This window comes from Citrobacter sp. LJND-P06, assembly GCF_058188415.1.
Genome location: NZ_CP187317.1, coordinates 4,307,287 through 4,325,766, shown reverse-complemented (window position 1 = coordinate 4,325,766; position 18,480 = coordinate 4,307,287). Strand labels below are relative to the sequence as shown.

15 protein-coding genes are annotated in these 18,480 nt (G+C 51.3%); 9 read left to right on the top strand and 6 right to left on the bottom strand.

What is annotated here, in order from left to right:
- The first annotated feature begins 40 nt into the window (after positions 1-40).
- Positions 41-1,774 (top strand): bifunctional isocitrate dehydrogenase kinase/phosphatase, encoded by a 1,734-nt coding sequence (gene aceK, locus ACO7SM_RS20390; protein ID WP_490469009.1) that lies wholly within the window; start codon positions 41-43, stop codon positions 1,772-1,774.
- A gap of 69 nt (positions 1,775-1,843) precedes the next feature.
- On the opposite strand, the gene iclR is transcribed toward aceK, so the two are convergent.
- The 3 genes from iclR to ACO7SM_RS20375 form a co-directional block, all read right to left on the bottom strand.
- On the bottom strand, positions 1,844-2,668 hold the full coding sequence (gene iclR / locus ACO7SM_RS20385) for a glyoxylate bypass operon transcriptional repressor IclR (protein WP_490469008.1): 825 nt from the start codon (positions 2,666-2,668) through the stop codon (positions 1,844-1,846).
- Between the two features lie 145 nt (positions 2,669-2,813).
- Positions 2,814-3,230 carry a hypothetical protein gene (locus ACO7SM_RS20380; RefSeq protein ID WP_490469007.1) on the bottom strand — a complete coding sequence of 139 codons (417 nt, stop codon included), beginning with the start codon at positions 3,228-3,230 and terminating at the stop codon, positions 2,814-2,816.
- 4 nt (positions 3,231-3,234) lie between these two features.
- On the bottom strand, positions 3,235-3,939 hold the full coding sequence (locus ACO7SM_RS20375; protein WP_490469006.1) for a hypothetical protein: 705 nt from the start codon (positions 3,937-3,939) through the stop codon (positions 3,235-3,237).
- A 226-nt stretch (positions 3,940-4,165) separates the two neighbouring features.
- Between ACO7SM_RS20375 and metH the strand changes: the two genes are divergently transcribed.
- The 4 genes from metH (at position 4,166) to rluF (ending at position 12,199) form a co-directional block, all read left to right on the top strand.
- Positions 4,166-7,849 carry a methionine synthase gene (metH, locus tag ACO7SM_RS20370; protein WP_490469005.1) on the top strand — a complete coding sequence of 1,228 codons (3,684 nt, stop codon included), beginning with the start codon at positions 4,166-4,168 and terminating at the stop codon, positions 7,847-7,849.
- Between the two features lie 175 nt (positions 7,850-8,024).
- Positions 8,025-8,825: a DUF8093 domain-containing protein gene (locus ACO7SM_RS20365; protein WP_490469004.1), complete on the top strand. Its 801-nt coding sequence runs from the start codon at positions 8,025-8,027 to the stop codon at positions 8,823-8,825.
- A gap of 704 nt (positions 8,826-9,529) precedes the next feature.
- The gene (locus ACO7SM_RS20360; protein WP_490469003.1) at positions 9,530-11,161 is read left to right on the top strand and encodes a Na/Pi cotransporter family protein; all 1,632 of its coding nucleotides are present in this window, start codon (positions 9,530-9,532) and stop codon (positions 11,159-11,161) included.
- A 168-nt stretch (positions 11,162-11,329) separates the two neighbouring features.
- On the top strand, positions 11,330-12,199 hold the full coding sequence (gene rluF, locus ACO7SM_RS20355) for a 23S rRNA pseudouridine(2604) synthase RluF (protein ID WP_192613804.1): 870 nt from the start codon (positions 11,330-11,332) through the stop codon (positions 12,197-12,199).
- Here rluF and ACO7SM_RS20350 read toward each other — a convergent pair whose 3' ends face one another.
- Complete coding sequence (locus ACO7SM_RS20350) at positions 12,200-12,472, bottom strand: YjbD family protein (protein WP_192613803.1); 273 nt, start codon at positions 12,470-12,472, stop codon at positions 12,200-12,202.
- A gap of 201 nt (positions 12,473-12,673) precedes the next feature.
- Between ACO7SM_RS20350 and ACO7SM_RS20345 the strand changes: the two genes are divergently transcribed.
- Together ACO7SM_RS20345 and ACO7SM_RS20340 are read left to right on the top strand one after the other, a co-directional pair.
- A complete protein-coding gene (locus ACO7SM_RS20345; protein ID WP_490469002.1) occupies positions 12,674-13,030 on the top strand; it encodes a type II toxin-antitoxin system RelE/ParE family toxin in 357 nt (118 codons plus the stop codon).
- Positions 13,027-13,365: a helix-turn-helix domain-containing protein gene (locus tag ACO7SM_RS20340; RefSeq protein ID WP_490469001.1), complete on the top strand. Its 339-nt coding sequence runs from the start codon at positions 13,027-13,029 to the stop codon at positions 13,363-13,365. The genes ACO7SM_RS20345 and ACO7SM_RS20340 overlap by 4 nt, the downstream gene beginning before the upstream one ends.
- A 29-nt stretch (positions 13,366-13,394) precedes the next feature.
- Here ACO7SM_RS20340 and panS read toward each other — a convergent pair whose 3' ends face one another.
- Together panS and lysC are read right to left on the bottom strand one after the other, a co-directional pair.
- On the bottom strand, positions 13,395-14,336 hold the full coding sequence (gene panS, locus ACO7SM_RS20335; RefSeq protein WP_490469000.1) for a ketopantoate/pantoate/pantothenate transporter PanS: 942 nt from the start codon (positions 14,334-14,336) through the stop codon (positions 13,395-13,397).
- Positions 14,337-14,428: 92 nt separating this feature from the next.
- Positions 14,429-15,778 carry a lysine-sensitive aspartokinase 3 gene (gene lysC, locus ACO7SM_RS20330; protein ID WP_490468999.1) on the bottom strand — a complete coding sequence of 450 codons (1,350 nt, stop codon included), beginning with the start codon at positions 15,776-15,778 and terminating at the stop codon, positions 14,429-14,431.
- Between the two features lie 402 nt (positions 15,779-16,180).
- Between lysC and pgi the strand changes: the two genes are divergently transcribed.
- Positions 16,181-17,830, top strand: a complete 1,650-nt coding sequence (gene pgi / locus ACO7SM_RS20325; RefSeq protein WP_490468998.1) for a glucose-6-phosphate isomerase — start codon at positions 16,181-16,183, stop codon at positions 17,828-17,830.
- Between the two features lie 364 nt (positions 17,831-18,194).
- Positions 18,195-18,437, top strand: coding sequence for an exopolysaccharide production protein YjbE (yjbE, locus tag ACO7SM_RS20320; protein WP_203359312.1), 243 nt, complete (start codon positions 18,195-18,197; stop codon positions 18,435-18,437).
- Positions 18,438-18,480: the final 43 nt, after the last annotated feature.

Below are 18,480 nucleotides of genomic sequence, written 5' to 3'. Positions count from 1 at the left end.
ACCGCCATCCGGCAACACCGTGCACTGAACGAGGTTGAATATGTCGCGTGGCCTGGAATTACTGATTGCTCAAACTATCCTGCAAGGCTTTGACGCGCAGTATGGTCGATTTCTGGAAGTGACGTCCGGCGCTCAACAGCGCTTTGAACAGGCCGACTGGCATGCCGTGCAGCAGGCAATGAAAAGCCGTATCCACCTTTACGATCACCATGTGGGTCTGGTCGTGGAACAGCTACGCTGTATCACTGGCGGCAAAACCACCGATGCGGCGTTTTTGCTGTGCGTCAAAGAACATTACACCCGGCTGTTGCCGGATTACCCGCGCTTCGAAATTGCGGAGAGCTTTTTTAACTCTGTCTATTGCCGGTTATTTGACCACCGCTCGCTGACCCCCGAGCGGTTATTTATTTTTAGTTCTCAGCCGGAACGCCGTTTCCGCACGATTCCTCGGCCGCTGGCAAAGGATTTTTTTCCTGTGAATGGTTGGGAACCGCTATTAACGCGCGTGCTGAGCGATCTTCCGCTTCGCTTACCCTGGCAGAACAAAAGCCGTGATATTCACTACATCATTGAGCATCTGACAGAGGCCTGCGGTGCGGAAGGCCTGCACCATTGTCATCTGCAGGTGGCGAATGAGTTGTTCTACCGCAACAAAGCCGCCTGGTTAGTGGGGAAGCTGATGACCCCGACAGGCACGCTGCCCTTTTTACTGCCGATTCACCGCACTGATGAAGGCGAGCTGTTTGTCGATACCTGCCTGACCACCACGGCGGAAGCCAGCATCGTATTTGGTTTTGCCCGCTCCTATTTTATGGTGTATGCGCCGCTGCCTGCCGCGCTGGTTGAATGGCTGCGGGAGATCCTGCCGGGCAAAACGACCGCGGAGCTGTACATGGCGATCGGCTGCCAGAAACATGCGAAAACCGAAAGCTACCGTGAATACCTGTGGTATCTGGCAGAGTGCGATGAGCCGTTTATTGAAGCGCCAGGCATACGCGGCATGGTCATGCTGGTGTTTACCCTGCCGGGCTTTGACCGGGTCTTTAAAATCATCAAAGACAAATTTGCTCCGCAAAAAGAGATGTCTGCCGCCCACGTGCGCGCCTGCTATCAACTGGTTAAAGAGCATGACCGCGTGGGGCGTATGGCGGACACCCAGGAGTTTGAGAATTTTGTCCTCGAGAAGCGGCAAATTGATCCGGCATTAATGGCGCTATTCATGCAGGAGGTGCCAGAGAAAATCACCGATCTTGGCGATCGCATTGTCATCAGCCATTTGTACATTGAACGGCGTATGGTGCCACTCAATATCTGGCTGGAACAGGTGGAAGGCCAGCAACTGCGTGACGCGATTGAGGAGTACGGTAACGCGATTCGCCAGCTTGCCGCCGCCAATATTTTCCCCGGCGACATGTTGTTCAAAAACTTCGGCGTCACCCGCCACGGGCGCGTCGTGTTCTATGACTACGATGAAATTTGCTACATGACGGAAGTGAATTTCCGCACTATTCCGCCGCCGCGTTATCCGGAAGATGAGCTGGCCAGCGAACCGTGGTACAGCGTTTCGCCGGGCGATGTTTTTCCGGAGGAATTTCGTCACTGGCTTTGCGCAGACCCCAGAATTGGGCCGCTGTTTGAAGAAATGCACGCCGACCTGTTTCGCGCCGACTACTGGCGTGCATTACAGACGCGAATTCGTGAGGGGCATGTGGAAGATGTTTACGCTTATCGCCGCCGTCAGCGGTTTAGCGTGCGCTATAATCAGGCCGGATAAGTCATCGGTAGGCCTGATAAGCGTAGCGCCATCAGGCATTTCATCGACGGATGGCGGCGTAAACCCGGCTTAGCGGAATCCGCCGTACGCCAGCGTCACCTCTTTCGCAGCCTTAATTGCCATGGCACCGAACTCAGTCACCCGGTCATCGGTGATGCGCGAAATCGGCCCGGAGATGGAAATCGCGGCAAACGGCTCGCGATGCTCGTCATAAATGCACGAAGCCACACAGCGCAAACCCAGCGCATGTTCTTCATCATCAAACGAATAACCGCGTTTACGCGTCTGGGCAAGGTCATCTTTAAGATGCACGGGCGACACCAGCGTGGCATGAGTATACGCGTGCAACCCTTTACGGTGCAGTAGGCTGGTGACTTGTTCTTCGCTCAACTGCGATAAGAATGCTTTACCCGCACCGGATGCGTGCATCGGCAGTTTGCCGCCGATAGGCGCAGACATGCGCATCAGTTGGGTACATTGTACCTGGTCGATGATAATCGCCTGATGGTCACTCTGGTCAAGTACCGCCAGATTGACTGTTTCGCCGGAGTCTTCCATCAACTTGCGCAGGATAGGATGGACAATCGCCAGCAGATTCCGACTTTGCAAAAAACTGCTGCCAACAGTAAATGCATGCGCGCCGACTGCCCAGTGGCCCAGTTCACCGACCTGGCGCACAAATCCCTGTTGCTGCATGGTGGTCAACAAACGGTGAGTCGTTGAATTCGGTAAACCTGCCTGTTGCGCCAGTTCGGTTAGCGCTACGCTGCCGTTAGACTCAGCAATCCATTCCAGCAGCTTCAGGCCACGGGTGAGAGACTGAACTTGTCCGGTCGCGGGGGTCGTGGCAGCAGCGGGTTTTCTTCCGCGTTTTGCGGGAGGGTTAGTGCTCATAGGTCAGCGAGTCCTTATGTTCACAGACGAGGCAGAAAAAAATTCCGCATGGTGGAAATAATTTCCTTTTTATTATGCCATGGACAAAGGAAAAGCACTGCTCCGATGAGTTGAGTGATCGGTACACAAAGACGCCATAGAAGGGTCAGAAGTGGATCAACTCATAAACTCCCTGAATAATTCCATGAATATAGGTTTGATCCATCCCGATGATGCCTTCAACAAAAATGTCAGAACGAACCTCGGTTGAGAGTTTGAATTTTAAATAGTAGCTTTCATGGTATTTCAGGTTTTTACCCACAATCAGGGTTATCATTCCCTCCATAGGGCAAAATGTGACCTCATTCTCAATATTATTATCCCTTAGTTCTATTAGCTGAGAATAAAAATCTTCCAGTTCTCCGATATAGCAATCCCATTTGGCGACCAGATTTATGCCTTTTGATTTGAACTCGACGTACATATCCAGGCTTTTGCTGTAATATCCATTATAAGACTCATCACTGATCATTGTGAGTGGTGTGATGGTAAGTTCAGCATATTCAGAGTAAATGTTAATCATGTCTCTACCCCTTATAGGCAAAATGAGTAATGGTCCAGGTTCTCTCATTGACAATAACTTCCAGAGTATAATCTTTATTCTCATAGCTTTCTAAATATTTATTGTACCTTGAACGACGAATACCTATCTCATAACGAGCCGTTTTAAGATCCGATTTCCGGAGTAAGTCTGGCATTCTTCTTCCAAAACGAATGGCTTTTTCTTGAATATAAACGGGAACATATCTACCTGGTTCTCTCATGTGTTCCGCTGTTTTTGGTGTGAATTTTAATGCTTCAGGAGAAAGGCCTATCTTCATCCTTCCTCGAAGAATATTCATCACTGCTTCACCTAACAGGGACTCAAATTCAATAAACAATCCGCGCTGAGTTAGTGCTTTAAATGAGAAAAGGCCAAATCGAAATGCTTTGTAGACCACCGCACCGATGAAAACAAAATCTAAAGGATCTAACCATGGATGTTCTAACGGCAGTTCCATCCTCATAACATAATGACCGTTGTAGTCATAAACGTCATAAAGGTCTGACATATCTTTATTTAGATAACCGATACACAATCCAGTTTCTTCATCTATGATTGGTGAGTAATAGTGTGGGACGTATTTATCAGGAATGAGTGAAAAGAAATCACCGTTTTCCATAGGTGAGGTGAACGTATAGTGAATCCCGTAATGGTCATCATATAAAGAATTTTCAGATATATCTTCCATGAATTGTTAATCCTTGTTTGTTAAAAATAAAATAAATCTAATTCAGTCATTGGAAAAAGAAAACAAGAATAAGTGTTATATATCCTGGCTACCTGAAAATTTCTCAATATGAATGCGCGTAAAACTTGCCTGGTAGGTGTGGTAGGATGAAAAAAACCTCTGTCGACAATAAGAATCAGGGGTAAATCCAACATCACGCACGCCGTCAGCCGCATGGAGTAAAGAAGTGAGCACTATCGAAAAGCAGCTAAAACAACAGTTAAAAGAACGAATTCTGGTACTGGATGGTGGCATGGGCACGATGATCCAGGGCTATCGTCTGAGTGAAGAGGATTTCCGCGGCGAACGCTTTGCCGACTGGCCGTGCGATCTCAAAGGTAATAATGACCTGCTGGTGCTGAGTAAACCGGAGGTGATCACCGCGATTCATAACGCCTACTTTGAAGCGGGCGCGGATATCATCGAAACCAATACCTTCAACTCCACGACTATCGCGATGGCGGATTACCAAATGGAATCCCTGTCAGCGGAAATCAACTTGGCTGCGGCAAAACTGGCGCGTACCTGCGCTGACGAGTGGACGGCGCGCACGCCGGAAAAACCGCGCTATGTGGCGGGCGTTCTCGGCCCAACCAACCGCACGGCGTCCATTTCACCCGACGTGAACGATCCGGCATTCCGTAATATCACCTTTGATCAACTGGTGGCGGCTTACCGTGAATCCACCAACGCGCTGGTGGAAGGCGGTGCGGACTTGATTCTGATTGAAACCGTGTTCGATACGCTCAACGCCAAAGCCGCTATTTTTGCGGTGAAAGAGGAGTTTGAAGCGCTGGGCGTTGAACTGCCGATTATGATTTCCGGCACCATCACCGACGCTTCCGGGCGCACGCTCTCCGGCCAAACGACGGAGGCGTTCTACAACTCTCTGCGCCACGCCGAAGCGCTCACTTTTGGCCTCAACTGCGCGCTGGGGCCGGATGAACTGCGCCAGTATGTGCAGGAGTTGTCGCGTATCGCCGAATGCTACGTCACCGCGCACCCGAACGCCGGGCTGCCAAACGCCTTCGGCGAATATGACCTTGATGCCGACACCATGGCGGCTCAGGTTCGCGAATGGGCGGAATCGGGCTTCCTGAATATCGTCGGCGGCTGCTGCGGTACCACGCCGGAACATATTGCGGCGATGAGCCGTGCGGTTGCAGGATTGCCGCCGCGCCAGCTTCCGAAAATTCCGGTGGCCTGCCGTCTTGCCGGTCTGGAGCCGCTGAACATCGGCGCGGACAGCCTGTTTGTCAACGTGGGCGAGCGTACCAACGTGACCGGTTCCGCCAAATTCAAACGCCTGATTAAAGAAGAGAAATACAGCGAAGCGCTGGAAGTGGCGTTGCAGCAGGTTGAAAGCGGTGCGCAGATTATCGACATCAACATGGATGAGGGAATGCTCGACGCCGAAGCGGCGATGGTGCGTTTCCTCAGCCTGATCGCCGGTGAGCCGGACATCGCTCGCGTGCCGATCATGATCGACTCCTCGAAATGGGATGTCATCGAAAAAGGGCTGAAGTGCATTCAGGGCAAAGGCATCGTTAACTCCATCTCGATGAAAGAGGGGGTAGAAACCTTTACCCATCACGCGAAGTTGCTGCGTCGTTACGGGGCGGCGGTGGTAGTGATGGCCTTTGATGAACAGGGTCAGGCCGATACCCGCGCGCGCAAAATCGAGATCTGCCGTCGGGCGTACAAAATCCTCACCGAAGAGGTCGGTTTTCCGCCAGAAGATATCATCTTTGACCCGAACATCTTCGCGGTGGCGACCGGCATCGAAGAGCACAACAACTACGCGCAGGATTTCATCGGCGCCTGCGAAGACATTAAACGCGAGTTGCCGCATGCGTTGATCTCCGGCGGCGTCTCTAACGTCTCGTTCTCGTTCCGCGGTAACGACCCGGTACGCGAGGCGATCCACGCCGTGTTCCTCTACTACGCCATTCGTAACGGCATGGATATGGGGATCGTCAACGCCGGACAGCTGGCGATTTACGACGATCTGCCTGCCGATCTGCGCGACGCGGTGGAAGATGTGATCCTCAACCGTCGTGACGACGGCACCGAACGTCTGCTGGAGCTGGCGGAAAAATACCGCGGCAGCAAAACGGATGATTCTGCTAACGCTCAGCAGGCCGAATGGCGTAGCTGGGACGTAAAAAAACGCCTCGAATATTCCCTGGTGAAAGGGATCACCGAGTTCATTGAACTGGATACCGAAGAAGCGCGCCAGCAGGCTGCACGCCCGATTGAAGTCATTGAAGGCCCGCTGATGGATGGCATGAACGTGGTCGGTGACCTGTTCGGCGAAGGAAAAATGTTCCTGCCACAGGTGGTGAAATCCGCCCGCGTGATGAAGCAAGCGGTGGCTTACCTTGAACCGTATATTGAGGCCAGCAAAGAGAAAGGCTCCAGCAACGGTAAAATGGTCATCGCCACCGTCAAAGGCGACGTACACGACATCGGCAAAAACATCGTCGGCGTGGTGTTACAGTGCAACAACTACGAGATTGTTGATTTGGGCGTGATGGTTCCGGCGGAGAAAATCCTCAGAACCGCCAGAGAAGTGAATGCGGATTTGATAGGCCTTTCCGGGCTGATTACCCCGTCGCTCGATGAGATGGTTAACGTGGCGAAGGAGATGGAGCGTCAGGGCTTCACCATTCCGCTGCTGATTGGCGGCGCGACCACCTCGAAAGCGCACACGGCGGTGAAAATCGAGCAGAACTACAGCGGCCCGACGGTGTATGTGCAAAACGCCTCGCGCACCGTTGGCGTGGTGGCGGCCTTACTCTCCGACACGCAGCGCGATGACTTTGTCGCCCGTACCCGTAAAGAGTACGAAACGGTGCGTATCCAGCACGGGCGCAAGAAACCGCGCACGCCGCCGGTTACGCTGGCGGCAGCGCGTGACAACGATCTGGCGTTCGACTGGGCAAGCTACACACCGCCGGTGGCGCATCGTCTGGGTGTACAGGAAGTCGAAGCCAGTATTGAAACCCTGCGCAATTACATCGACTGGACACCGTTCTTTATGACCTGGTCGCTGGCCGGTAAATATCCGCGCATCCTGGAAGATGAGGTCGTGGGCGAAGAAGCGCAGCGCCTGTTTAAAGATGCCAACGAGTTGCTCGATATGTTAAGTACGGAGAAATCCCTTAACCCGCGAGGCGTGGTGGGGTTGTTCCCGGCGAACCGCGTTGGTGATGACATCGAAATCTATCGTGACGAAACGCGTACTCATGTGCAGGCGGTCAGCCACCATCTCCGCCAGCAAACCGAGAAAGTGGGTTTCGCCAACTACTGCTTGTCTGACTTTGTGGCGCCGAAACTGAGTGGTAAAGCGGATTACATCGGTGCTTTTGCCGTCACCGGCGGGCTGGAAGAAGACGCGCTGGCCGATGCATTTGAAGCCCAGCACGACGACTATAACAAGATTATGGTGAAAGCGATTGCCGATCGTCTGGCAGAGGCCTTCGCGGAATATCTGCATGAGCGCGTGCGTAAAGTCTACTGGGGTTATGCGGCGCACGAGAACCTTAGCAATGAGGAGCTGATCCGCGAAAACTACCAGGGTATCCGCCCGGCCCCGGGCTATCCGGCCTGTCCTGAACACACGGAAAAAGGCACCATCTGGGAACTGCTGGAGGTGGAAAAACACACCGGCATGAAGCTCACCGAATCTTTCGCCATGTGGCCGGGGGCGTCGGTGTCGGGTTGGTACTTCAGCCATCCGGACAGCAAGTACTATGCCGTCGCGCAGATTCAACGCGATCAGGTAGAGGACTATGCGCTGCGCAAAGGTATGCCGGTTGCCGAGGTCGAGCGCTGGTTAGCGCCGAATCTGGGTTATGACGCAGATTAATTCATAAAAGAGGGCAGATAAACTGCCCTCTTTATTCATTATATTATTCATTTTTAATGAGAGGTTTGTAGTTCGGTGATTGGCGTCACTTTTAAGTAATCCAGTGGAGTTTATTTTATATTTCACTAGTTTTTGCTGATTTAGTGGCGTATGAAATATAAAAGGAATAAATATCATGGATGTTTATGATTTGCGTAAAGGGCGTATCAGACCGAAAGAATTTGAATGCATTCTTGCGACTTATTTTTCCAGGTCGGAAATTAAAAGACATTTTTACCTGGAGAAGTCAACCTTGGGTTCTTTTAATGGCTATCAGTTAAAAAGGATTTATGGGATAAAACCACCTTTTTCTAATTCCCTGCGAAGCAGGGATGCGGAACAGGTTATAAATGACGGTATCGAAAAAGGTTATCTGGTCGTTGTTGACCATTTTGACTCGGGAAGAAATGGGGTTAAATATCCTTTTTTTATCGCTGAAGGGGGTGAACTTTTTTGTGTGAATGATAATTCACTGAGCTATCAATCGGTCAGTTTCATTCTAAAAGTATTTAAGTCAAGTGTGTTTTCATATGGTAAGCCATTACCTACGCGAAGTGATTATATTCCTATTACGAAAGAATTTGGACCCGGTTTTTGGAGAACAGTGAATGATGACTACCATGCCTTGAGCAACTTAGGTGTGATGCTCGTCAACAGGGCCACTTCGATGGGGGATGAAGGGCGCCTATTTATGTCAGAGGGTAAGGATTTTATGCATACTTCCCGAGATAAAATACAAGAGTGGTCTCCATTACCGGATAGTATTGATGAAGATAACCGATTAATTATTTACAAACGCTCTGTTATTCGACGTTATGGTGAAAAAAGAGAAACAAACCAACATTATCTTGAAAGTGATGATGCCTGGACGCAAGATGGAAAATCATGGCAATGGATACCTGGAATAAGCAATGAAGATTATGAATTTAAAAAATAATATTTTTATTTTCTGGGGATGTATGGATGCTGTATCTGTAATAAGTTACATAGCGTTTTCCCTTGTTTATGGTAAAATTCCGCTCTACACTGACTTGGTTAATTTTTTGAATGTATTTTCATCTTTAGATGTTGTTGGTGTGGATTCGTTTATCATTAGTGCTATATTTGTTTTTAATGTTGTATTGTATATTACATTGATTTTTTCTTGTTATTTCTTTTTGTTCAATAAAGACGTGTCTTACAGGTTTTTGTGGTGTCAGGAATTTTTACGGATGACTTCATTAACGTGTTCCGTATCTATTATTCCTATTGCAATGCATTTTATTAATGGATATCCACCTTATGTTGGTATAGCACTCTTTGTTTTCTCCGAATGCTGTAAGGTGGCAACAGTATGGTTATGTAAAAAGTATGCCGAGCGCAGTGACTCTTAAACGTTTCTGTAAGCATTGCCTGCAATAGCAGGGAGGCTTGAGAGAGATCACTTTTCCCTCCAACAACCGGGAGGCTCATCGAGCGCCCTGTCTCTTTCTTTCGTTTAAACCCTTATACTGGAAGAAGGTTCGGGATCATCGTAGGGCGGATAAGCGTAGCGCCATCCGGCATGGGTATGATGCCTGATGGCAACGCTGACGCGTTTTATCAGGCCTACGGTCATTCATGAACCTCAGGAACATATAAATATAAGGAGAACCTGATTCCGTGTTAACTCTGTTACACCTGCTTTCAGCTGTTGCTCTGTTGGTGTGGGGCACTCACATTGTGCGTACCGGCGTGATGCGTGTTTTTGGCGCGCGTCTGCGCACTGTTCTCAGCCGTAGCGTTGAAAAGAAACCGCTCGCCTTCTGCGCGGGGATTGGCGTGACTGCACTGGTACAAAGCAGTAACGCCACAACCATGCTGGTCACCTCATTTGTCGCCCAGGATCTTGTCGCCCTGACGCCTGCGTTGGTGATTGTATTAGGCGCTGATGTGGGGACCGCGCTGATGGCGCGTATCCTGACCTTCGATTTGTCCTGGCTGTCGCCGTTGCTGATTTTCATTGGCGTTATCTTCTTTTTGGGGCGTAAACAGTCCCGGGTCGGGCAACTGGGAAGGGTAGGGATTGGCCTGGGTCTGATTCTGCTGGCACTGGAATTGATTGTGCAGGCGGTGACGCCGATCACGCAGGCCAACGGGGTGCAGGTGATATTCGCCTCGTTGACCGGTGATATTATGCTGGATGCGCTGATTGGCGCGCTGTTCGCCATTATCAGTTATTCCAGCCTGGCGGCGGTGCTGCTGACGGCAACCCTGACGGCGGCGGGGATTATTTCGTTCCCGGTGGGGCTCTGTCTGGTGATTGGAGCCAACCTCGGTTCCGGCTTGCTGGCGATGCTCAACAACAGCGCGGCCAACGCGGCGGCGCGTCGCGTGGCGCTCGGCAGTTTGTTGTTCAAGCTGGTGGGGAGTCTGCTGATTCTGCCGTTTGTTCACATGCTGGCGAACGCGATGGATGCACTGCCGCTGCCAAAATCTGAACTGGTTATCTACTTCCACGTCTTTTACAACCTGGTGCGTTGTCTGGCCATGGTGCCCTTTGCCGAGTCGATGGCGCGATTTTGTAAGCGTATTATTCGTGACGAACCAGAGCTGGATGCCCACCTGAAACCGAAACATCTGGACGTGAGCGCCCTGGACACACCGACCCTCGCACTGGCCAATGCCGCGCGTGAAGCGCTGCGTATTGGCGATGCGATGGAGCAGATGATGGAAGGGCTTAAGCGCGTGATGCACGGTGAGCCACGCGAAGAGAAAGAGCTTCGCAGGATGGCGGATGATATCAACGTGCTGTACACCGCGATCAAGCTCTATCTGGCGCGGATGCCAAAAGAAGAGCTGGCGGAAGAAGAGTCTCGCCGCTGGGCAGAAATCATCGAAATGTCACTTAACCTGGAGCAGGCCTCCGATATCGTCGAACGGATGGGGAGCGAGATTGCCGACAAATCACTGGCGGCGCGCCGGGCCTTCTCCGTGGAAGGACTGAAGGAACTGGATGCACTGTACGACCAGTTGCTCAATAACCTGCGACTGGCGATGTCGGTCTTCTTCTCAGGAGATGTGACGACCGCGCGTCGTCTGCGCCGGAGTAAACATCGTTTTCGTATCCTCAATCGCCGTTACTCTCATGCTCACGTTGACCGTCTGCATCAGCAGAACGTGCAAAGCATTGAAACCAGCTCACTGCACCTGGGTCTGCTGGGGGATATGCAGCGTCTCAATTCACTGTTCTGTTCCGTCGCCTATAACGTGCTGGAGCAGACGGATGAAGACGACGAGCGGGATGATTATTGATAAAACCGGAAACCTGATACGCATCGCGCCGTCAGGTTTCCGACTCACTTACGAATAACCCCCACGCCTGAAAAGCGCAACAGTTCACATTTATTGTGAATGTGTGGCGCCACGATTATTTTTTATCGCCCGCAAGGTGAGGTATATTTCGCTTTTACAGGAGAATTTATGCTGCCCGACTCATCCATCCGATTAAATAAATACATCAGCGAAAGTGGAATTTGCTCCCGTCGCGAGGCCGATCGTTATATCGAACAAGGCAACGTTTTCCTGAACGGTAAACGCGCCACTATTGGCGATCAGGTAAAACCTGGCGACGTTGTAAAAGTTAACGGTCAGTTGATTGAGCCGCGCGAAGCAGAAGATCTGGTGCTTATCGCCCTGAACAAACCGGTAGGTATTGTCAGCACCACGGAAGATGGCGAACGTGACAACATCGTCGACTTTGTTAACCATAGCAAACGCGTGTTCCCGATTGGTCGTCTGGACAAAGACTCGCAGGGGCTGATCTTCCTCACCAACCACGGCGATCTGGTCAATAAAATCCTGCGCGCCGGTAACGATCACGAAAAAGAGTATCTGGTCACGGTGGATAAACCGGTGACGGATGAGTTTGTCAGTGGGATGGCGGCAGGGGTGCCGATTCTCGGCACGGTCACCAAGAAGTGCAAAGTGAAAAAAGAAGCCCCGTTTGTGTTCCGTATCACGCTGGTGCAGGGGCTGAATCGCCAGATCCGCCGGATGTGCGAGCATTTTGGCTACGAAGTCAAAAAGCTGGAGCGTACGCGGATCATGAACGTCAGCTTAAGCGGTATTCCGCTGGGTGAATGGCGTGATTTAACCGATGATGAACTGATTGACCTCTTCAAGCTTATCGAGGGTTCTTCTTCTGAGGCGAAGCCAAAAGCGAAAGCGAAGCCGAAAACGGCGGGCATCAAACGTCCGGTCGTGAAGATGGAAAAAACCAACGAGAAAGCACGCCCGGCGTCAAACGGTAAACGTTTTACGGCACCGGGACGTAAGAAGAAAGGGCGCTAGTTAGCGTTTACCGCGCGTTGGCGTATTGGCCGACCAGGAAAAAGATGCCTCGGCATCCGGTTTATAAGCCTGCTTTTTCTTCAACTGGCGGGCTTTTTTTGCTTCTGCTTCCCGCAGCGCCATCAGTTTGTCGATGTATTCCTTTTTCACGCTGTTGGTCTCCGCGTTAGTCAACGGACGACCGTGTGCAATACGGGCGCGGTCCAGCAGCGTTTTCAGTTCACGCTGTTCGCGTTCAGTCATCTCTTTTTGGGTAATGCGGGGGAGTGCCATAGGTGTGCCCTCAGTCAGCCAGATAGCCCAGTGTACGGTAATTTGCACAAAAGAAACTAATCCTGAAAGACCCTCGCAAATTATTTATTCCTGACGTGACGAATCATCCCCCTTTCACTAGCGTATCGGTAATGTTGCGAAGGCGCTTCTCTCAGCATAATTTCAGCTATGTATGTATAAAATTTTATACAAGGACGTGATATGCTTTCTAAAAGGCCATTGTTAAAGTCCATTGCCTGGGTTGGCAGTGCACTGGAGGATTTATGCCGCTTTCCTGAAGCGGTACGTAAAGATGCGGGGTATCAGTTGTACCGCTTACAGGCTGGTCTGGAAGCAATGGATTGGAAATCCATGCCAGAACTAGGACGGGGCGTTGAAGAGATCAGGCTACGACATACTGCGGGGAGTTACCGGATCATTTATTGTGCCCGGATTGGCGCCGACTTGTATGTCCTGCACTCTTTCTGTAAGAAAACACAGCGCACTTCTGAGCATGACAAACATATTGCAAAAGTGCGTTATCAGGCAGTAATGCGTCAATGCAGGGGGCATCAATGAGCAACGTAATTGACAGTAAAATTCGGCATATCACATCGCCGGAGACCAATATTTTTACTGAACTGGGTTTTGCTGAACCCGCAGCGCAAATGCTTCAGCAGGATGCTGAGCGTGAGGTAGAGCAACTTATTCGCCTGAAAAAACAGCTTATGCAGGAGATTTCGAGCTGGATTGGCGAGCATCAGCTAAAACAGGCCGAGGTCGCCATGAAGTTAAACATTTCACGGCCGAGGGTTTCGGATGTGGTGAATCAGAAAACCAGCAAATTTACGCTGGATGCGCTGGTAATGATGCTGGTTAAGCTGGGAAAGCCAGTAACACTCCAGATAGGCTAGCCAGCCCGGCAACCTTGCCGGGCCAAAACTTATCTTTCGTTCACCACATCACGCGACTTCTCATCAATCGGCTTTCCTGACCAGTACCCCGCCAGCAGCGAACCGGAAAGGTTATGCCAGACGGAGAACAGCGCGCCAGGCAGCGCTGCGAGTGGGCCGAAGTAGATTTTGCCCAGCGCCGCCGCGAGGCCGGAGTTTTGCATCCCGACTTCAATGGCCAGCGTACGGCAGGTGGACTCGTCAAAGCCAAATAATTTCCCGCCCCAGTAACCGCCAAGCAGGCCGATGGTGTTATGCAGGATAACGGCGATAATCACCACAAAACCGACTGACGCAATATGCGAGGCAGAACCGGCAACCACTGCGCTAATGATCGCCAGAATGCAGGCCATCGAAAAGGCGGGCAGGTACGGTTCCACTGCTTTCACGACGCGTGGGAACAGATGGTGCACGATAAGTCCGAGGCCAATCGGGATCACCACGATTTGCAGAATGCTGAGCAGCATACCCATCACATCCACCTGAATATGCGCGTCGACATACAACCGCGTGAGTAGCGGAGTGGCAATGACACCGACCAGCGTGGAAACGGAAGAGATAGTCACCGACAGAGCGACATCGCCTTTCGCAAGGTAAATCATGACGTTGGACGCCGTACCGCTGGCGACACTGCCCACTAACACCATCCCGGCGGAGAGTTCCGGCGGCATCTTAAACAACAGCGCCAGCACCCAGGCGGCGAGCGGCATGACCAGATAGTGCAGGAATATCCCTGCGGCAACCGGCGCGGGGCGCGAGAGCACGCGTTTGAAATCGTCAATTTTCAGGTGCACACCCATGCCGAACATAATCAGCATCAGTAGCGTGGCGACCCACGGGCCGATGGCGGTAAAGGTGGTTGGCGTGTTGTAGGCAATAACAGAGAGTAGCAGCGCCCATAACGGGAACAGCCGGGTCAGTACAGCGAGCATGTTATATTCCTTGCGATAATGTTGTGTTTGCTTGTTATAAAAAAGCCGGGTTCGAGCCCGGCTATTGTTATTATTTATCGTGTGTTCGAATTTTATTCAAACAAATTATGATGCAGTTTCTGCACCACTTGCTCGGCCTCAGTGCCTGGCACCAGGAAACAGAGGTTATGGCTGGAAGCGCCATAGCAAATCATACGGATATTAAACGGCTCCAGTACGCCGAAGACCTCTTTACCCACGCCGCAGGCTTTTGACAAATCGTTGCCAATCAGCGCCACCAGGGCGAGACCTTCCTCGACTTCTACCCGACACAGTGCAGACAGTTCCATCAGCAGTGACTGTGTCAGCAGCGTATCGCCTGTTGAGGTGGAACCGGTGGTGTCCAGCGTTAACGCGACGCTCACTTCAGAGGTGGTTATCAGATCGACCGAGATATTGTGGCGCGCCAGAATGCCGAATACTTCGGCGAGGAAGCCACGGGAGTGCAGCATATTCAGGCTATGCAACGTTACCAGGGTTTGTTTACGACGCAGCGCCAGCGCGCGGAACAATGGCGGATTTTGCGTCTGGTTGCACACCAACGTCCCGCCTGCTTTTGGATCTTTGCTCGAGCCAACAAATACCGGAATGTCACTGCGAACGGCGGGCAGCAGGGTCGCCGGGTGCAACACTTTCGCGCCGAAGGTGGCCATTTCCGCCGCCTCTTCAAAGGCAATTTCATCAATGCGCTGCGCGGAAGGGACGACGCGTGGATCGGTGGTGTAAATGCCCGGAACGTCCGTCCAGATATCAACGCGCGTTGCATGCAGCGCTTCGGCAAGCAGTGCGGCGGTGTAATCGCTGCCGCCACGGCCCAGCGTCGTGGTGCGACCTTTGCTTTCGCTACCGATAAAGCCCTGGGTAATCACTAATCCTTCATTGAGTCGTGGAGCCAGTTGTTGTGCCGACAGTTCTGATAGCGCCGCGATATCCGGTTCCGCACGACCAAAACGATCGTTGGTGCGCATCACTTTACGCACGTCAAACCACTGCGCCTGGACATTGCGCTCGCGCAGGATCTCCACAAACAGCAGAGTGGACATCAGTTCACCGTGGCTGACCAGTTCGTCGGTAAGTGCCGTGGAGGTCGCCAGCGACGCGGCTTCTGCCAGCGTGGTGATGTTTTCCAGCAGGCGTTCGATCTCTTCGCGGATCACGTTGGGGTAACGTAAACGTTCCAGAATATCGAACTGAATTTTGCGGATAGCGTCGAGTTTTTCGAAACGTTCTGTCGGCTCCAGACCTTCAGCCAGCGCTACCAGCAGGTTGGTAATCCCGGCAGAGGCAGAAAGAACCACTAAACGGACGCTGGTATCGGAAAGCACCACGTCGGCGCTACGGTTCATGGCATCAAAATCGGCTACGCTTGTACCACCAAACTTGGAGACAACAATATTTGTCATTACAACCTCGTGTCAGGGAATGAAAAGAGCGACCATGGCACAAGGGCGAAATAAAAACCGGTGCAGGCGCAAATACCGTATTTATAAATAAAATGTGTGGAGGACACTGTCAACGACGGGATTATGCGGATTTTTCATGCTGCCCAGGCTCTGAGTAACGGTGCTTATAACAGCTATACTCGTCGTACTTCGGGTTGCCTGTGCGTGTACGGCCGAATCGCTTATCTGACCGGGCGTTCCGGGATTCTTTTGCGTGCCGTTTTCCTGCAACGCGAATTTTTGCTGCTTTTCATCCGCGTTTGACACAGTCCTGGGTTACGGCACTAAAACAATCACACTTTTCTGTGACTGGCGTTACAATCGATCTCAGTCACAATTCTCAAAATCAGAAGAGTATTGCTAATGAAAAACATCAATCCAACGCAGACTTCAGCCTGGCAGGCGCTACAAAAACACTTTGAAGAGATGAAAGACGTTACGATCGCGGATCTGTTCGCGAAAGATAGCGATCGTTTCTCTAAATTTTCTGCAACGTTCGACGATTTGATGCTGGTGGATTTCTCCAAAAACCGCATCACCGAAGAGACGCTGAGTAAGTTACAGGCGCTGGCCAAAGAGACTGACCTGGCGGGTGCTATCAAGTCGATGTTCTCCGGTGAAAAGATCAACCGCACCGAAGATCGCGCGGTACTGCATGTTGCACTGCGTAACCGTAGCAATACCCCGATTATCGTTGACGGCAAAGATGTGATGCCGGAAGTCAACGCGGTGCTGGAGAAGATGAAAACCTTCTCTGAAGCGATTATCTCAGGTCAATGGAAAGGTTACACCGGTAAAGCGATCACCGACGTGGTGAACATCGGTATCGGCGGCTCTGACCTCGGCCCGTTCATGGTGACCGAAGCGCTGCGTCCGTACAAAAACCATCTGAACATGCACTTTGTGTCTAACGTTGATGGCACCCATATCGCGGAAGTGCTGAAGAAAGTAAACCCGGAAACCACCCTGTTCCTGGTCGCGTCTAAAACTTTCACCACGCAAGAAACCATGACCAACGCCCACAGCGCGCGCGACTGGTTCCTGGCAACGGCTGGCGATAACAAACACGTCGCCAAACACTTCGCGGCGCTGTCTACCAATGGTAAAGCGGTGGGCGGGTTCGGTATCGACACCGCAAACATGTTCGAGTTCTGGGACTGGGTGGGCGGTCGTTACTCCCTGTGGTCTGCGATCGGCCTGTCGATCATTTTGTCCGTCGGTTTTGACAACTTTGTTGAGTTGCTCTCCGGCGCGCACGCGATGGACAAACACTTCGCCACCACTCCGGCGGAGAAAAACCTGCCAGTACTGCTGGCGCTGATCGGCATCTGGTACAACAACTTCTTCGGCGCAGAAACCGAAGCGATTCTGCCGTATGACCAGTATATGCACCGTTTCGCGGCCTATTTCCAGCAGGGCAACATGGAATCCAACGGCAAATACGTTGACCGTAACGGCAATGCGGTGGATTACCAGACTGGCCCAATCATCTGGGGTGAACCGGGCACTAACGGTCAGCACGCGTTCTATCAGTTGATTCATCAGGGCACCAAAATGGTTCCTTGCGACTTTATCGCACCGGCGATTACGCACAACCCGCTGTCGGATCACCATCCGAAACTGCTGTCTAACTTCTTTGCGCAGGCCGAAGCGCTGGCATTTGGTAAATCCCGCGACGTGGTTGAGCAGGAATACCGTGACCAGGGTAAAGATCCGGCAACGCTGGAAAATGTGGTGCCGTTCAAAGTGTTTGAAGGCAACCGCCCGACCAACTCCATCCTGCTGCGTGAAATCACCCCGTTCAGCCTGGGTGCGCTGATTGCGCTGTATGAGCATAAAATCTTTACTCAGGGCGCAATTCTGAACATCTTCACTTTCGACCAGTGGGGTGTTGAGCTGGGCAAACAACTGGCAAACCGTATTCTGCCGGAGCTGAATGATGATAAAGAAATCGACAGCCATGACTGCTCGACGAACGGTCTGATTAACCGTTATAAGCAATGGCGTGGATAATTAATATTACGTAACGAATGCCGGCTAAATGCCGGCATTTTTTTATCGGATAATTCCTGTTGTCTGTGTTTTGACGCTAACTGCTATATTGAGCTTAATCCTAAAATAACAAATAACCTGTAATTCGCCCTGTGTTATTTTCAGATAATACGGATAATTAAAAACAATGATAAAATCATAATTACATGATTTTAATGCTATTTTTAATTTAAGATCAAATTGCTTTTATTCTAAAAGTCTAATCATCCTAAAACGCTCTTGCTATTTCCCATCACGGCAGTTGGCTTGCCTTAATTGTGTATACTCGATCCCGCCTGAAATTATTTTGGGTAAATCTCCATTCATTCAATGAAGGGAAATAGCAATGAAAAAAGTTCTGTATGGCATTTTTGCCATTTCTGCACTTACGGCAGTCTCCGCCTGGGCAGCTCCCGTTGAGGTGGGAGAAGCGGCCGGTGCGGCAGCAACGTCGGTGTCGGCGGGAAGTTCCTCCGCCACCAGCGTAAGCACCGTAAGTTCTGCGGTGGGCGTCGCACTGGCGGCGACCGGCGGTGGCGATGGTTCTAATACCGGAACCACGACCACCACGACCACCCGTACCCAGTAATACCGGTACGTTTAATTCTAACCACACTTCGGTGTGGTTATTT

Bases quoted from the DNA above. Each gene is read 5' to 3' on its own strand.
- ACO7SM_RS20350 (WP_192613803.1), bottom strand. From the start codon at position 12,472: ATGGCACTCCCCCGCATTACCCAAAAAGAGATGACTGAACGCGAACAG.
- ACO7SM_RS20380 (WP_490469007.1), bottom strand. From the start codon at position 3,230: ATGATTAACATTTACTCTGAATATGCTGAACTTACCATCACACCACTC.
- yjbE (WP_203359312.1), top strand. From the start codon at position 18,195: ATGAAAAAAGTTCTGTATGGCATTTTTGCCATTTCTGCACTTACGGCA.
- iclR (WP_490469008.1), bottom strand. From the start codon at position 2,668: ATGAGCACTAACCCTCCCGCAAAACGCGGAAGAAAACCCGCTGCTGCC.
- ACO7SM_RS20340 (WP_490469001.1), top strand. From the start codon at position 13,027: ATGAGCAACGTAATTGACAGTAAAATTCGGCATATCACATCGCCGGAG.
- ACO7SM_RS20375 (WP_490469006.1), bottom strand. From the start codon at position 3,939: ATGGAAGATATATCTGAAAATTCTTTATATGATGACCATTACGGGATT.
- ACO7SM_RS20365 (WP_490469004.1), top strand. From the start codon at position 8,025: ATGGATGTTTATGATTTGCGTAAAGGGCGTATCAGACCGAAAGAATTT.
- lysC (WP_490468999.1), bottom strand. From the start codon at position 15,778: ATGACAAATATTGTTGTCTCCAAGTTTGGTGGTACAAGCGTAGCCGAT.
- panS (WP_490469000.1), bottom strand. From the start codon at position 14,336: ATGCTCGCTGTACTGACCCGGCTGTTCCCGTTATGGGCGCTGCTACTC.
- rluF (WP_192613804.1), top strand. From the start codon at position 11,330: ATGCTGCCCGACTCATCCATCCGATTAAATAAATACATCAGCGAAAGT.
- aceK (WP_490469009.1), top strand. From the start codon at position 41: ATGTCGCGTGGCCTGGAATTACTGATTGCTCAAACTATCCTGCAAGGC.
- pgi (WP_490468998.1), top strand. From the start codon at position 16,181: ATGAAAAACATCAATCCAACGCAGACTTCAGCCTGGCAGGCGCTACAA.
- ACO7SM_RS20345 (WP_490469002.1), top strand. From the start codon at position 12,674: ATGCTTTCTAAAAGGCCATTGTTAAAGTCCATTGCCTGGGTTGGCAGT.